Source organism: Arthrobacter woluwensis, from assembly GCF_900105345.1.
Lineage (GTDB): Bacteria > Actinomycetota > Actinomycetes > Actinomycetales > Micrococcaceae > Arthrobacter_E > Arthrobacter_E woluwensis.
Genome location: NZ_FNSN01000003.1, coordinates 1,848,554 through 1,863,475, shown reverse-complemented (window position 1 = coordinate 1,863,475; position 14,922 = coordinate 1,848,554). Strand labels below are relative to the sequence as shown.

At 68.9% G+C, this 14,922-nt stretch carries 14 protein-coding genes and 1 tRNA gene; 6 read left to right on the top strand and 9 right to left on the bottom strand.

The genetic code is table 11. The features are described 5' to 3' along the window. The first annotated feature begins 5 nt into the window (after positions 1-5). The gene (locus BLV63_RS09155; protein WP_066210466.1) at positions 6-1,718 is read left to right on the top strand and encodes an amidohydrolase; all 1,713 of its coding nucleotides are present in this window, start codon (positions 6-8) and stop codon (positions 1,716-1,718) included. 3 nt (positions 1,719-1,721) lie between these two features. Beyond that, a complete protein-coding gene (locus tag BLV63_RS09150; RefSeq protein WP_254780534.1) occupies positions 1,722-3,446 on the top strand; it encodes a thiamine pyrophosphate-binding protein in 1,725 nt (574 codons plus the stop codon). Positions 3,447-3,488: 42 nt separating this feature from the next. On the opposite strand, the gene BLV63_RS09145 is transcribed toward BLV63_RS09150, so the two are convergent. Next, on the bottom strand, positions 3,489-4,244 hold the full coding sequence (locus tag BLV63_RS09145) for an SDR family NAD(P)-dependent oxidoreductase (RefSeq protein WP_066210468.1): 756 nt from the start codon (positions 4,242-4,244) through the stop codon (positions 3,489-3,491). Between the two features lie 433 nt (positions 4,245-4,677). Here BLV63_RS09145 and BLV63_RS09140 point away from each other — a divergent pair, with 433 nt between their 5' ends. Further along, positions 4,678-6,069, top strand: a complete 1,392-nt coding sequence (locus tag BLV63_RS09140; protein ID WP_066210469.1) for an NAD-dependent succinate-semialdehyde dehydrogenase — start codon at positions 4,678-4,680, stop codon at positions 6,067-6,069. A 153-nt stretch (positions 6,070-6,222) separates the two neighbouring features. Further along, positions 6,223-7,122 carry a ScbA/BarX family gamma-butyrolactone biosynthesis protein gene (locus tag BLV63_RS09135; protein ID WP_066210471.1) on the top strand — a complete coding sequence of 300 codons (900 nt, stop codon included), beginning with the start codon at positions 6,223-6,225 and terminating at the stop codon, positions 7,120-7,122. Here BLV63_RS09135 and BLV63_RS09130 read toward each other — a convergent pair. Beyond that, entirely contained in the window at positions 7,113-7,736 is a 624-nt protein-coding gene (locus tag BLV63_RS09130; RefSeq protein ID WP_066210473.1) for a ScbR family autoregulator-binding transcription factor, read from the bottom strand. The two genes, BLV63_RS09135 and BLV63_RS09130, sit on opposite strands and share 10 nt — an antisense overlap. A gap of 48 nt (positions 7,737-7,784) precedes the next feature. Here BLV63_RS09130 and BLV63_RS09125 point away from each other — a divergent pair, with 48 nt between their 5' ends. Together BLV63_RS09125 and BLV63_RS09120 are read left to right on the top strand one after the other, a co-directional pair. Further along, positions 7,785-8,756 (top strand): NAD-dependent epimerase/dehydratase family protein, encoded by a 972-nt coding sequence (locus BLV63_RS09125; RefSeq protein WP_066210475.1) that lies wholly within the window; start codon positions 7,785-7,787, stop codon positions 8,754-8,756. 224 nt (positions 8,757-8,980) lie between these two features. After that, positions 8,981-9,808: a DUF6357 family protein gene (locus tag BLV63_RS09120; RefSeq protein WP_066210477.1), complete on the top strand. Its 828-nt coding sequence runs from the start codon at positions 8,981-8,983 to the stop codon at positions 9,806-9,808. A 10-nt stretch (positions 9,809-9,818) separates the two neighbouring features. Here the strand turns inward: BLV63_RS09120 and BLV63_RS09115 are convergent, their stop codons facing one another. From BLV63_RS09115 to BLV63_RS09085, 7 genes are all read right to left on the bottom strand, one after another. Beyond that, the gene (locus tag BLV63_RS09115) at positions 9,819-10,193 is read right to left on the bottom strand and encodes a VOC family protein (protein ID WP_066210478.1); all 375 of its coding nucleotides are present in this window, start codon (positions 10,191-10,193) and stop codon (positions 9,819-9,821) included. Between the two features lie 104 nt (positions 10,194-10,297). After that, positions 10,298-10,370, bottom strand: a tRNA-Ala gene (locus BLV63_RS09110). Between the two features lie 101 nt (positions 10,371-10,471). Then, entirely contained in the window at positions 10,472-10,873 is a 402-nt protein-coding gene (gene rsfS / locus BLV63_RS09105; protein WP_066210481.1) for a ribosome silencing factor, read from the bottom strand. A 68-nt stretch (positions 10,874-10,941) separates the two neighbouring features. Beyond that, on the bottom strand, positions 10,942-12,375 hold the full coding sequence (locus tag BLV63_RS09100; protein WP_066210483.1) for a hypothetical protein: 1,434 nt from the start codon (positions 12,373-12,375) through the stop codon (positions 10,942-10,944). A 243-nt stretch (positions 12,376-12,618) separates the two neighbouring features. Beyond that, positions 12,619-13,359, bottom strand: a complete 741-nt coding sequence (nadD, locus tag BLV63_RS09095) for a nicotinate-nucleotide adenylyltransferase (protein WP_082723975.1) — start codon at positions 13,357-13,359, stop codon at positions 12,619-12,621. Further along, a complete protein-coding gene (locus tag BLV63_RS09090; RefSeq protein ID WP_066210488.1) occupies positions 13,286-13,528 on the bottom strand; it encodes a hypothetical protein in 243 nt (80 codons plus the stop codon). Before BLV63_RS09090 ends, nadD begins: the two co-directional genes overlap by 74 nt. 88 nt (positions 13,529-13,616) lie before the next feature. Continuing rightward, positions 13,617-14,921: a glutamate-5-semialdehyde dehydrogenase gene (locus BLV63_RS09085; RefSeq protein WP_066210490.1), complete on the bottom strand. Its 1,305-nt coding sequence runs from the start codon at positions 14,919-14,921 to the stop codon at positions 13,617-13,619. Between the last annotated feature and the right edge of the window lies 1 nt (position 14,922).

The window sequence follows — 14,922 nt, the reverse complement described above, 5'->3', positions numbered from 1 at the left end:
CTCCCATGCGCACCCTCACCACCTTCCACCGGTCCGCCGCCCAGGCCCACCCGGTGGTGCTCCACCACGCCACCTTCCACACCCTGGAGGACGGGTCCTCGCCGGAGGCCCTCCTCGTCTTCGGCCAGGACATCGCCGCGACCGGGACGCTCGAGCACTGCCTCGCGGCAGCGGCGGCGATCAGCCCGGCGGCGCCGGAGGTCGTCGACCTGGGCGGCGCCGTCGTCGTGCCCGGCTTCATCGACGCGCACGCTCACCCGCTCATGTACGGCCAGCTCATGACCTGGGTGGATTGCGGCCCGGAGAAAGCCGGCTCCATTCCCGAGATGGTGACGCTCCTCCAGGAGGCCGCGCGCGATCTGCCGGACGGCCGGCCCGTGCGCGGCTACGGTTACGAGCACCGGAACCTCGTGGAGGGCCGGCATCCCACGCGCCACGAGCTGGACCAGGTCGCCACCGACCGCGAGGTGTATCTGATGAACGCCTCGGGGCACGGCGGCGTCGTGAACAGCTACACCCTGGAGCTCCACGGCGTCACACGGGACACCCCGAATCCCGCGGGCGGCGAGTTCTTCCGCGACGCCGACGGCGAGCTCACGGGCGAGCTGTCCGACGCCGCCTGCAACGTCCTGACCGGGGTGCACGGCGTGAAGGTGGGCCATCACGGTCCGAACTTCCACCTCGCCGACGCCCCGGAGGAGCACCTCCGCCAGCTGGCGGCCGCCCAGGAGAAGTTCCTGGCCGGCGGTGTGACCGCCATCGGCGACGCACAGGTGTCCCGCCGCGAGTTCGACATGTACCTGCGTCTCGCCGAAGCCGACGGCCTGAAGACCCGCGTCAGCATGTACCTGCTGTCCCATCTGCTCGACGACGCACTCGAGATGGGCCTGCACGGCGCCTTCGGCAACGACATGCTGAGCTTCGCCGGGATCAAGCTCTATGCGGACGGGACGCTGGGCGGCTGGACCGCGTACTTCCCCGACGGCTACGTCGGCGACCCCTGCCGGACCGGCCAGCTCTATCACGAGCCCGCCGAGTACCGGGAGCTGATTCGCAAGGCTCACGCCGCGGGCATCCAGACGGCCACGCATGCGCAGTCCCCCACCGCACTCGAGATGGTCATCGGGGCGATCGAGGCCGCCCTGGAGGACCGTCCGGACGAGGACGCCCGGCACCGGATCGAGCACTGCGGCCTGCCGACGCCCGAGCAGATCGAGCGGATGGCCGCCGCCGGCATCCACCCGGTCAATCAGCCGCAGCACTACTACAACTGGGGCGAAGGAGTCACGGCCGCCATCGGCACACCGGGCGAGCGCTTCAATCCGCTCGGCGAATTCGTCCGGGCGGGCGTGCCGGTCACCATCAGCTCCGACGCCCCGGTGGCGGATCCGCTGCCCCTCGAAGCCATCCAGGCCGCGGTCACCCGGGTCACGCGGCGCGGCCACCGGCTGGGTTCCCTCGACCTGCGCATCAGCCGTGAAGAGGCCCTGAAGGCGCACACCCTGACGGCCGCCCGGGCGATCGGACGGGAGACCGATCTCGGGTCCCTCGCGGTCGGCAAGCGGGCCGACTTCGCGGTGCTGTCCGCCGACCCGCTCACGGTCCCCGAGGAGGACATCGCCCGGATCCAGGTCCTGCAGACCTGGGTGGACGGGCGGCGCCGCTTCCTCGCCGGAACCTCCATCGCCTTCCCCGCACAGCACGCGACCCAGGACTGAGACATGAACACCATCACCTCCCCCGAACAGCAGCCGATCGAGTCCGGCCCCTACGCCAACGCCGGCCTCGCGATCATGACGACACTCAGCAACTACGGCATCGACACCGTCTTCGGCATCCCCGGCACCCACAATCTCGAGTTCTACCGGCACCTGGCGCCCCTGGGCATCCACCCCGTGACGAGCCGCCACGAGCAGGGCGCCGGGTATGCCGCCGACGGCTGGGCCCAGCAGACCGGGCTGCCCGGCGTCGTCATCACGACCTCAGGCCCGGGTCTGCTCAACGCCCTCTCAGCGGCCGGCACCGCCTATTGCGAGTCCCGCCCCCTCCTCCTGCTCTCCCCCGGTCCGGCGCTGGGCGACGAGTTCGCGGACCGTGGAGCGCTGCACGAGACGAAGGATTCGACGGCGGCCGCCGGGGCGATCGTCGAGTGGAGCCTGCGCGCCACGTCCGCCAAGGAGGCCGTGGAGGCGATCCACCGGGCCTTCGCGCTGTTCCGCGGCACCCGTCCGCGCCCGGTCCACCTCGAGGTGCCGCTCGACGTGCTGGAAAGTCCCGCCGCGCTGAGCAGCCGGCTGCTCGCCGCACGCCCTGCACCGGCCCCCTCCCCCGCGGACGACGACGCCGTCGCCACCGCCGCGCGGCTGCTCGCCGGCGCGGCCCGCCCGGTCGTTCTGGCCGGCGGCGGCTCGCTGCCCGGCCGCGGCGCTCTGCGCGCCGTGGCGGAAGCCCTGCCGGCTCCCGTGGTCACGACGCTGAACGGGAAGGGCGCTCTCCCCGAATCCCATCCGCTCTCCCTCGGCTCCGACATCCGTCTTCCCGCGGCACAGGCCCTCTGCAACGACGCGGACGTCCTGCTGGTCGTGGGCTCCAAAGTCGGCGAGGCCGAACTCTGGGGTGGCGACGTGGCGCCCCGCGGCACCGTGATCCGAGTGGACATCCTGGAACGCCAGATGGACACGAACCTGAGCGCGGACGTCCGGCTGGTGGGGCACAGCGCGGCGGTGCTCCCGCAGCTGTTCGAGGCGGTGCGGAGCGCGCTCTCGGAAGCGGCGACCGCCGCCCTCACGGACCCGGACCCGCGAGGCTCCGGCCTGACGACACGTCTGAGCGCACTGCGAGCAGAGCTGAAGGACACCGGCCGCGCGATGGCCCCGGACCTCGCCGCCCTGGCGTGCGAGATCCAGGCCGCGGTCCCGGCGGACACGATCATCGCCGGCGACTCCTCGCAGATCACCTACTTCGGCACGTCCACCTTCATCCCCCAGGACGAACCGCACTCGTTCCTGTACACCCCGGCGTACGCCACGCTCGGCTACGGGCTGCCGGCGGCCATCGGCGCCAAGGTCGCGGCCCCGGAGCGCCCCGTGGTGGCCGTGGTGGGCGACGGCGCCCTCATGTTCGCGGTGCAGGAGTTCGCCACGGCGGTCGAGCAGGGCCTGGACCTCGTGGTGGTGTGCGTCGACAACGGCGGCTACGCCGAGATCAAACAGAACGAGGCGGACCGTGGGATCGCTCCGGTGGGTGTCGACCTGCGCCAGCCGGACTGGGCGGCGCTCGCCACGGCCTTCGGGGGCCACGGAGTCTCGGTGAGCGACCCCGCGGAGGTACGGCCCGCTGTCGAGCAAGCTCTCGCCGCGGGAGGCGTCCAGCTCGTCCACGTGCCGCTCGGCATTTTCAGCGACGCCCTCCAGGACGGGGAATCTCCGGCGAACGCTGAGGGCTGAGCCACGGTTCCCGGGGCGGCGCCGCCCCGGAACCCGCGCCGACTACTGCGGAGCCATCCTGAGGGCGCCATCCATCCGGAGGGTCTCGCCGTTGAGGTAGTCGTGCTCGACGATCATGGTCACCAGGCGGGCGTACTCCTCGGGGCGGCAGAGCCGCTGCGGGAAGGGCACGCTCGCGGCGAGGCCCGCCCGGTACTCCTCGCTCACCGTGGCGAGCATGGGGGTGTCCACGATCCCGGGGGCGATGGTGCAGACCCGGATCCCGTGCCGTGCCAGGTCGCGGGCCGCGGGCAGGGTCATGCCCACGACGCCGGCCTTGGACGCGGAATACGCCACCTGGCCGATCTGGCCTTCGTACGCGGCGACGGAGGCTGTGTTGATGATGACGCCGCGCTGGCCGTCGTCGTCCGGGGCCGTGGCGGCGATCGCTTCAGCCGCATAGGCGAGGACGGTGAAGGTCCCGAGGAGGTTGACGTTGAGCACCGTGGCGAACAGCTGGGGGTCGTGAACGCCGTTCCGGCCGAGGATCCGGCGGCTCGGGGCGATCCCCGCACAGTTCACCACGGTGCGGAGCGGCAGCTCAGCGCTGGCCTGCTCGACGGCGGCCTGGACCTGAGCCGCGTCAGTCACGTCGGCGGGGATGAAGGTCACGCCGTCGGGCGCCGGAACGCGCTCCAGTTGCTGCGGGAGGTCCAGGGCGAAGACTCGGGCCCCACGCTCCACGAGAGCGGCCGCCGTGGCCGCTCCGAGGCCGGAGGCCCCTCCGGTGACGAGGGCTGCTGTGGCGGTGAGTTCCATGGACCCGGCTCCTTGAGGGGAAGGCGGGGCCCCGGACGGTTCGTGCCGATCCGCAGGCCCCGAGCTGACGTGGGACGGCTTCGTGAGCGTCCTCACAGGACACTTGGCAGGCTAGCAACAGTCCCGCCCCGGGACCAGAGCAGCCCGCGCACCGACTTCCGGGCACAGGCCTTGGGAATAAATCATCTGGAACTATAGTATTTACTCATCAGACCTTGTGGCCGGAGTCACAGACCCTTCGCGGGCGATGTCTTCCGGCCCCACGCAATCCTTCGCATTCAGGGGGCGCGCGGGGATAGGCTCGTGAGGCACGGCGTCCGCAAGACCGGCAGGGGCTGGCCGAACCGCGCCTGCCAGTGGAAAATGAATGCGTGTAGAAAATTAGGTCCGGTTCCCACCGGACCTCGTAGCTGAAGCGAAAAGGACACGTTCAATGGCGACGACCACAAAACAGGGCTACCGGGTCACCAACCCTGCCACCGGCGAGGTCGTGGAGGAGTTCCCCTTCTCCACCGATGCCGAGGTGCAGGATGCGCTGACCAAGGCCCAGACCGCCTACGAGGACTGGGGATCGCGGACGATCGAGGAGCGCGCCGCCGTCGTGCAGCGCGCCGCCGAACTGTTCGAGGAGCGCAAGGAGGAGCTCGCCCGCATCGCCGCCACGGAGATGGGCAAGCCGTTCCACGAGGGTGTGGAGGAGGCCGAGTTCTCCAGCGCGATCGTCGGCTACTACGCCGAGCACGGCCCGGCCTTCGTCGCGGACCAGGAGGTCCCGACCCTCGCCGATGGCAAGGCCGTCATCCAGCGCCTGCCGATCGGTCCGCTGCTGGGCATCATGCCGTGGAACTTCCCGTACTACCAGGTGGCACGTTTCGCCGGCCCGAACCTCGTGCTCGGCAACACGGTGCTCCTGAAGCACGCCGAGTCCTGCCCACGGTCCGCACTGGCCATCGAGCAGATCTTCCGTGACGCCGGTGTCCCCGAGGGCGCCTACGTCAACGTGTTCGCCACGCACGATCAGATCTCCACGATCATCGAGGACCCGCGCATCCAGGGCGTCTCGCTGACCGGTTCCGAGCGGGCCGGCGCCATCATCGGCGCCCAGGCCGGCAAGGCCCTCAAGAAGGCCGTGCTGGAACTCGGCGGCTCCGATCCGTACGTGATCCTGGATTCCGATGACATCAAGGAAGCCGCCGCCACCGCGTGGGGCACCCGCATCTACAACACGGGTCAGGCCTGCAACTCCAACAAGCGCATGATCGTCATGGAGGACATCTTCGACGACTTCGTCTCCGAGCTGACCGAGCTGGCCAAGGCCGTCAAGCCGGCCGACCCGCTGGAGCCGGGCGAGAACTCCTACGGCCCCATGTCCTCGCGCCGGGCGGCAGAGGACCTCGACGCCCAGGTGCAGGACGCCGTCGCCAAGGGTGCGACCCTGCACGCCGGCGGCGTCCTGGCCGAGGGCGACAGCGCGTACTACTCCCCCGCCGTCCTCACGGGCGTCACCCCGGACATGCGCGCCTTCCAGGAGGAGCTGTTCGGCCCCGTGGCCGTGGTCTACAAGGTCACGAGCGATGACGAAGCCCTCGAACTGGCCAACAACACCCCGTTCGGCCTCGGCGGCGCCGTGTTCGCGAAGGACGAGGACCGCGCCCGCCAGATCGCGGACAAGCTCCAGGTCGGCATGGCCAACGTCAACACCCCCGCGGGTGAGGGCGCAGAGCTGCCGTTCGGCGGCGTCAAGCGCTCCGGTTTCGGCCGCGAGCTGGGCCCGCTGGGCATGGACGAGTTCGTGAACAAGCGCCTGTACTTCGTGGCCAACTGATCACGTCGATCCCGGTTCAGGGGCGGTGCACCGGTTCGCCGGTGCACCGCCCCTGTCATTTCACGGCGGCCCCTCCCCGGGAGCGCCGCGGAGTTGTACCATCAAGCCACGAGGGGGCGCATCATGGCGGCTTATTCCACGGCTGGGAGACCGATGGGAACGGCCGGCCTCCAGCAGGACGCCGGGGGCCGACATCTTGACTTCTCTGCCACCGTGCCGCGGGAGCTCGTCCACAAGACCTCATTGTCGGAGGTCCTGCTGACGGAGATCCAGCGGCTGGACGAGAATCACTTCGTCGTGGGCGCTCAATGGCCCCGCTGGCATGTCTTCTACCGTGGACCCGGCGGCCCCACCGATTCCATGCTCCTCGCCGAGACCCTTCGGCAGTCCGTGATCCTGCTCGCTCACAGCAGCGGTGTCCCCCTGGACCGCAAGTTTCTCATGCCGCACCTCGCTCTGGAGGTCTCGCCCTTCGACCGTGACCCCCGACGACCTACCGAGGTGATCGTCGGCCTGGAGGTGATCCGGTCCCAGGAACGAGCCGGCGTCTTCACCTCGCTGGAGGTCTCGGCGCGCTTCATGTCCGGAAACCTCAGGATCGGAACCGGCTCGGCCGCCGCACGGATCCTGGATGCGCGGACCTACCAGCGCTTCCGGTCCCAAGTCTCGCCCGAGCCGCCGGGACCACGCCCGGCGCGCGCCCTCAAGGGCGCACACGTGGGCCACCGGGATGGGCGGCACGTGGTGCTGGGAGCCTCCCGGGAGCCGTCCACCTGGCCTTTGGTGGTGGACATCGCCCACCCCGTGTTCTTCGACCATCCTCTCGACCACGTCCCAGGCATGCTCCTGGTGGAGGCCGCACGCCAGGCGATCCGCGTGGCAGCGGGCAGGCCCGACGTCGATCTGCACGGTTTCACCGCAGAGTTCCACCACATCGTGGAGCTCTGGTATCAAGCGGCCGTCACCGTGGTGAGCCTCGGCGACGGAACCGCCCACGTCGACATCACGGCGGGCGACACCACCTTGATGTCGTTCCGAGGCCTCTACAGCTGAGGGGCGAACAGCTCGTGAGTGTCCCAGCGCCGGGGATCCGTGGCGATGGCAGGCAGCATGAAGGCCCACATCTGACGGATCCTCTCCATGACATCCGCGCGTCCCGTCAAGACATTGGAGACCATCTGTACTCCGGTGAAGCACGCCACCAGGTACCGTGCGAAATCGGCCGCGTCGACGTCGTCACGGATATCGCCCTCGGACTGAGCCTGGGCCGCCAGAAAGGCCATGGTGTCGATCCAGTCCTGGTACGGCCCGGTGACGTCGGCGTCGAAGGCGGAGGCTTCGAAGGTGAGGCGGATCCCCGCCCTGACCACGACGTCGTCGAGCAGCTGCTGACCGAACACCCGGCAGAGTTCGATGATGGTGGGCAGCGCCTTCCGCCCGAGGGCTGTGACCTTGTCCCCGGCGTCGCGCGACCGGGTGTGCTGGGCTTCGATCACCGCGAGGGCGATCTCCTCCTTCGACTTGAAATGGAAATACAACGCGCCTTTGGTGACCTCCGACTGCGTGGAGATCTCACTGAGGCTGGCGTTGCCGTATCCAGCGCTTTCAAAAACCTTCGAAGCACCTTCGATGACGGAACTCCGGGTTTCGATGGCCCGCTGCTGCATTGCGGAGGAGAACCTTTCGTCGTGGGGTCAGGAGGAATACTTGTCTCTATGAAAGACCCAACCGCCGGGACGGGCAAGACGGCGCACCGGGATGTGGATCGTCCGACGGCGATCCTCCTGGTGGGTTCCACGGGCTTCGTCGGAAGCCGGATCGCGGCTTCACTCTTCGGCTCCGAGGGCGTCGGGCTCACCGTGCTGTCACGGAAACCGGCGGAGCATCCCCTCGCCCCACACGGTATCACCGTCCCCGGCGACCTCGGGGACCCTCACAGCCTCGCAGAGGCGCTGCGCGGCGTCGACGTGGTGATCCACGCCGCCTCCTACGTCGGCAAGGATCCACGGCTGGCGGACGAGGTCAATCGTCAGGGCACGGCGAACCTCCTGGCGGAATGCCGCCGACTCGGTGTCGACCGCTTCGTGTACCTCAGCACCACGAGCGTGTACGGAAGCGGTCCGCACCGGGGGATCACGGAAGTGGACGGCACCTATTCTCCGCGGTCTCCCGTCAGTGCCGCACGAGCTGAAGCCGACCGCATGGTCCTCGACAGCGGAGGCACCGTCATCAGGCCGAATCTGGTTTTCGGCGCCGGCGACCAATGGTTCATTCCAGGCCTGGTGAAAATGCTGCGAACCGGGATCTGGCCAGGCGATGGGTCGGCATTGTTATCCGTCATCGGCGTGAAAGAACTGGGGCAAATGGCTGCCCGCCTGGCCCTTTCACCAGAAAACCACGGGCGGGCCTTTCATGCCGTCGGATCCCGACCGGTCACTGCAGCGGAGCTGATCACCGAAGTCTCCGCGGCATTGCGCCTCCCCGCACCCGCGTTCGGGCCCGAGGCCGTGGGGCGCGACGCCCTGACGGAGGCCGGATTCACCGCTCATCAAGTGGACCTGGTCACGCGGGACCACTGGTATGCGGGAGCAGCGCTTCGCGACGCCACGGGGTGGAATTCTACCGCCGTCCCCTCACCGGATGCCGACGAATGGGACTGGTATCGGACGAAGATCACCGAGGGATAACAATACGATCATGGGGCGAAAAACCGGCTGAACGGTTTGTTTACTTCTTGGTCCAGGAATAGACTGGACGTGTTGATACCACCAACCGAGCTCGGTTGATCTGTCAGCGAAGCTGGATTGGGGGGAGGTGCGGTCACTGGCCGCACCTCTTGCTTTAAGGGCCGTCTCCGGGGTTTGCTGTACCCGCCGACCGCTCCCCCGGCCCGCACCACGAGGAGGACCCGATGACCGTCGTCTTCAGCAGGGACCCGTGGATGCCGACGGCCATCCGCGAAGGCGGCGATCTCAGGCTCCGGATCGTGGGTGGAGCCGATGCCAACCATGACCCACGGGAGTTCACCATTCCCCTCACCGAGGCTCAGCTCGAGGTCATCGAGCACGATCTGGAGCGTCACCTCCTGCTCTGGAGCGCTTTCCTGCCGCTCTGCTACGACGCCGGGATCAAGGGCGCGCTCAACACCCGGGCAGCAACGGCGCTGCTGGATCCCATCCTCTTCGGAAAACCCCACGAGATCGACGCGCTGTTCCGCCGCATCCCATGGGACAAACGACAGCTGGTCGCGCAAGGCGCCGACGTCCCCCTGCTCGAACACGGCAGGGTCACCGACGCCGTCCAGACGGCCACGCAGTACTCCGATTGGAACCGCATGTGGGAGTACGACGCCGATCAGCGCCGCGCGGAGCGGGGCGTCACGCTCGGTCCCCTCGACGCAGCGCTGCTCAGGTACACGGGACGCTACGCGCAGGGAGGGAAGACGCCCGCGCGCCACTCCTCCGCCGTCGCACCCGAGCTCCTGCCGCAAGTCCTCGAAGTCATCGCCGTCGCCGAACGCGCGACCGCGGGCCTGCCGATGTCACCGGGCTGGGAGGCCGGTGAACAGGGTGAACGGAGACGGCGCGAGTGGAACCGCATCAAAGAGTCGGCCCGGGCGGCGGTCAGGGCCGCCTACCCGGAACTGGTCGACGATGCCGTGGAGACGGTCAGTTTCCTGGTCTGCAGCGAGGCTCATGACTTCACCAATGCTCTGGCCCAGGCTGACGGAGACGTCTGACCGCAGTTCCTCAGCCGTCGCTTCGCGGCCGGACCAGGCAGAAGGGATGTCCCACGGGATCGGCGTAGACGCGGAACCCCGGGTGGTCCTCCGACCCCTCCAGCAGGGTGGCCCCGGCCGCCAGAACGGCCGCTTCGCCCTCCTCGAAATCCGCCACCCGGACATCCAGGTGCAGCTGCTGAGCAGGATCCCCCGAGGTCCAGTCCGGAGCGTGGAACTTGTCGGTCCGCTGCAGGTCCAGGGACGGCAGACCCGGTCCCAGATCCAGCGAGATCCACTCCTCGTCCTCATAGGTCCTCGAGGCACCCAGCAGCGCCTCGTAGAAGGGTGCGAGGGCGCGGGGGTCAGGGCAGTCGATGACGATTCCACTCAGGCTTCCGATCATGTCTTCAGTCTTCGCGGCCGGGGCGCACTGCGCAAGACCCCTGTATTCCGGGACCCGACCCCGGGAACGCCGAAGGGCCGGTCTCTCGACCGGCCCTTCATCTGTGGAGGTAAGGGGATTCGAACCCCTGACCTTCTGCATGCCATGCAGACGCGCTACCAACTGCGCCATACCCCCATATTCACTTGTCCACCCCGCCGTTTCAGCGTGCTTTCCCGGCCGGGGCAACTCATTCAGTGTAGACCATCAGCCGGATGAGCAGCAAATCAGCAGGCCGTTCAGGCGCTGGCTTCGTCCTCATCGCTCGCGGCGGCGGAATGCTCCGGAAGACCCAGGTCGACCACGGGGCAGTCCTGCCAGAGGCGTTCCAGCGCGTAGAAGACACGCTCTTCGCCGTGCTGGACGTGCACGATCACATCGGAGAAGTCCAGGAGGATCCACCGGCCGGCAGCGCGGCCTTCCTGACGGAGGATCTTGCGGCCGCTGGCGATCAGCTGCTCCTCGATCTCGTCGGCGATGGACTTGACCTGCCGTTCGGACGCGGCGGAGGCGATGACGAAGATGTCCGAGAACGGCATGCGCTCACTGACGTCCAGAGCCAGGATCTCCTCGGCCTGCTTGTCATCAGCTGCCTTGCCGATCAGTCGGGCCGTTTCAATCGCGGAAGAGCTAGCGCTCACAGGTCTCCTTTGTCACACACAGTTGCCGCTGGACGGATGCCAGCATCATTCAATTCTAGTCCCTGCGCTCAGCGGCCACCGGCGGAGATGGCCAGGATCACACCGACCACCAGCGCCACGCCGCCCAGCGCCAGCACACCCCAGTACAACAGCCGCAGCCGTGCGGCGACATGCACGCCCGCCGTGCCCACGTCCAGCGGGTCCAGACCATGCGCGTCCCGTGCGGCCACAGGACGCGATTCCACGGCCACGGCGCTCTGAGGAGCCTGCGGAGCGGCCGCGGGCTTGACGGGCTTCTGCCGGTCCGCATCGCGCGGCGCGGGCGCCGGCTCCGCCACCGTCACGGGCGCGGCCACCGGAACCGTCGGGGTGAAGACCTTGCCGAGATTCTGCGTCTCCGGGGCCGGAGCATCAGCCGCCGGGACGACGACGCCGGCCGCCTCCCCCTCTGCCTCGCCGGCGCTGGCGAGGGCCTCCGCCTGGGCCAGCAGCTGAGCGCGCCGTCCAGGCTTGCGCCCCTTGCCGCCCTTCTTCCCGTGGTTCGCCGAAACCGGCGCGGACGCCTCCGGCTGAGCTGCCGACGTCGTCGTCCCGGCCTCCGGGTCGACGGGCTCCGCCGCCGGCGCGGGCACCCTCTGCACGTGGACCGTCTCGGGAGCCGGTTCCTCGCCCGGACCAGGAACCGCCGGCGCGACGGCCGGCTTCTGCGGCTTGCGGGACGGCACCGGGATCTGGACCTGAGTGGTCGGAGCCTTGATGACGGGGTGGGCCACGCCGGGCACCTCGACCGTCTCCTCCCGGGACACGGTCCCGAGATTGTGGGCGGTGGCCGGGGCGAAGGAAGGCTTGTGGCCGGCCTTGGCGTTCTCCGCCTCCCGAGCGAGCTCTTCCCTGCGCTGCGCGCGCTGGTTGAGGATCGCGGCGCGTTCCGCCATGGCGATCTGCTCGGCCAGGACGTCCTGATCCACTTCCCCGGGAGCCGCGCCGGGGTTCTCGGCGAGTTTCGCGAAGTATTCCTGCGCCTGGGCGGTGAACCGCTCACGCTCCGCCAGAGCCTCCTCGAGGCTCATGTCCTCGGGAAGGGGCTCCCCCGCGCTCTTCGGGACGACCCGCACCGCTCCGGTGCCAGGGACCGGGCCGAGGCTGACGCCCATGGCGGGACGCCCTGTACCCTCGGACCCCTCGCGTCCCTGGCCGGCCTGGCCTGAAACCTGACCGCCCGTGCCGCCTTGTCCGGGCCCGGCGCCGTCGGACGGTGGCATCGGCACCACGGACCGCTGCCTCGTCTCGAGAGCCAGTTCCTGGAGCCGGCGCTGCCGGCGGGTGGGCGTGCCACCGCTGAGCTGTTCTTCCTTCTCCGCGAGGTCCTTGATGGCCCGGAGGGCGGCGCGGTCCCGCGCCCGCAGCTGCGAGCTGCGTTCGGTGCGCACGGGTTCGGCGTCGATCGGCCCTTCGGCCACGCGGCGCGTGCGACCTGTGGGAGGGGCGGTGTGCCCGCTCACCTCCGGAGTCCGGACAGACTTGTCAGCCGCGGGCGCGCCTGCGCCGCTTCCCGTGGTCCTGTCCTGCTGAGCGTCAGGAGTCGGCGAAACCGCAGCGGTGGTCTGCACCGTTGCCCGCTCGCGCGCCTCACGCAGTTCTCGTCGTGTGCGGAAAGGCTGCTCTTCCTGACTCATCAGTTAATCATCCAGTTCCGTTCAATGGTGCGGGGTGCCCGCGAAAGGCCCGCCCCGCCGTTCAAGTGTTCAGCGTCCCCGTGAAGGAACGGACGGCAGCACGCCAGGGTTCCCCGGGACGGAAGATGCCGCATCGCGTTCGTACAGGCCGTACTTGGCAATGTACTGCACAACACCGTCCGGCACGAGGTACCACACCGGATTTCCCTCGGCCACGCGGGCTCGGCAATCCGTGGAGGAGATCGCCATGGCAGGCACCTCCAGGAGGCTGACATCCTCACGGCCCAGGGCGTCGAGTTCGTGCCCGGGCCGGGTGACGCCCACGAAGTGAGCCAGCTTCCAGAGTTCGTCGGAGTCCTTCCAGGAGACGATCTGGGCCATGGCGTCGGCACCCGTGATGAAGAACAGGTCGGAGCCCGGACGCAGACGGTGGAGATCCCGGAGCGTGTCGATCGTGTAGGTGGGACCTGCACGGTCGATGTCGACTCGGCTGACGGTGAAGCGCGGATTCGAGGCCGTGGCGATCACCGTCATGAGATAACGGTGCTCCGCCGGGCTGACCTTCTTTTTGGCTTTCTGCCAGGGCTCGCCGGTGGGGACGAAGACCACTTCGTCCAAATGGAACTTGGCGGCCACCTCACTGGCGGCCACCAAGTGCCCATGGTGGATCGGATCAAAGGTGCCGCCCATCACCCCGAGACGGTGACGGCGCGGCTCCTGGGTGCCGCTGGGAATGTCAGTGTCCCTGGTGGCTGTGATCGTGCTTGTTGGTGTGCTGACGGTGCGGATCAGCGTGCTCCTCGACAGCATCGTGGCGGTTGCCCAGATTGCTGTAGGACACCGTGACGAAGAGAAGCACCAGCAGGATCGCCATCATCACGCCGCCCACCACGAACGGCGGGGCGATCAGCGGAGCGAGCTCCTCGTGGCCGCCCTCGGCGGCTGCTTGGATTGCAGTGGTGGCCAGCTGAGCCAACATGGTGTTCCCTTCACAGTGCTTCTTCCCGGATCAATCCGGGGGCGACCAGCGACGCTGCCGCCGTGACGTTGTTCAATCCTACCCGCACTCAGGCGCGGGTCTGCCCTTCACCCTGGACGATCCACTTGGTGGTGGTCAGCTCCCCCAGACCCATCGGCCCACGGGCGTGGAGCTTCTGCGTGGAGATGCCCACCTCGGCGCCCAGCCCGAACTCGCCGCCGTCCGTGAAACGGGTGGAGGCGTTCACGATCACCGCGGCGGAATCGATCTCCGCGATGAACCTCTCCGCGTTGCGCAGATCGTTCGTCAGGATCGCTTCAGTGTGGCCCGTGCTCCAGGTGCGGATGTGCTCCAGCGCCTCGTCGAGGGTGTCCACCATCGCCACGGCGAGGTCCAGGTCCATGTACTCCGTGCCCCAGTCCTCGTCCGTGGCGGCCGAGACGTCCTCGCCCGGGGGCAGCAGCGCTGCGACCCGGCCGTCGACGTGGAGCCGCACGCCGGCGTCGCGCAGGGCACGTGCCACCGCGGGCAGCACGGTCGAGTGCGAGTGCGCCAGAAGGGTCTCCACGGTGTTGCAGACACTCGGACGCTGGGTCTTGGCGTTGAGCAGGATCTCGACGGCCATGTCCTCGGAGGCCGACTCGTCGATGTAGATGTGCACATTGCCCTCGCCCGTCTCGATGACGGGGACGGCGGAGTTCTGCACCACGGTCTGGATGAGCTCCCGGCCGCCGCGCGGGATGAGGACGTCCACACGCCCACGCGCCCGCATGAGCACATTGGCGCCCTCGCGGCCGTAGGCGTCGATGGTCTGGATGGCGTCCGCGGGCAGGCCGACGGAGTCCAGGGCATCCCGCAGGACCTCCACGAGCGCCTCGTTGGTACTGGCGGCAGCGGAACCGCCTCGGAGGATCACGGCGTTCCCGGCCTTGAGCGCGAGTCCGGCGATGTCCACGGTCACGTTGGGGCGGGCCTCATAGATGGCGGCCACCACGCCCATGGGCACGTTGACCTGGCGCAGGCGCAGGCCGTTCGGGAGGGTCTGGCCACGGACCACGGTCCCCACGGGATCGGGCTGGGAGGCGAGGTTCTCCAGGGCGTCGGCGAGGCCCTGGATGCGCGCGGGAGTCAGGCTCAGGCGGTCCAGCATCGCCTTGGACGTGCCGTTGCCCCGGCCGCGCTCGACATCCTGGGCGTTCGCGGCCAGGATGCGTGGCTCGTGCTCCAGAAGGGCCGCGGCGATCGCTCGCAGCGCTTCGTCCTTCCGTGCCCGGGTGGCACGGGCGATCCGGCGGGACGCGGTGCGTGCCCGGTCGGCGATCGCGTGGACCGCGGCCTCGACGTCGTGCAGCTGCGCGTCGTCGAGGCCGGTGGTAAGAGCGGTGTCAGTCATG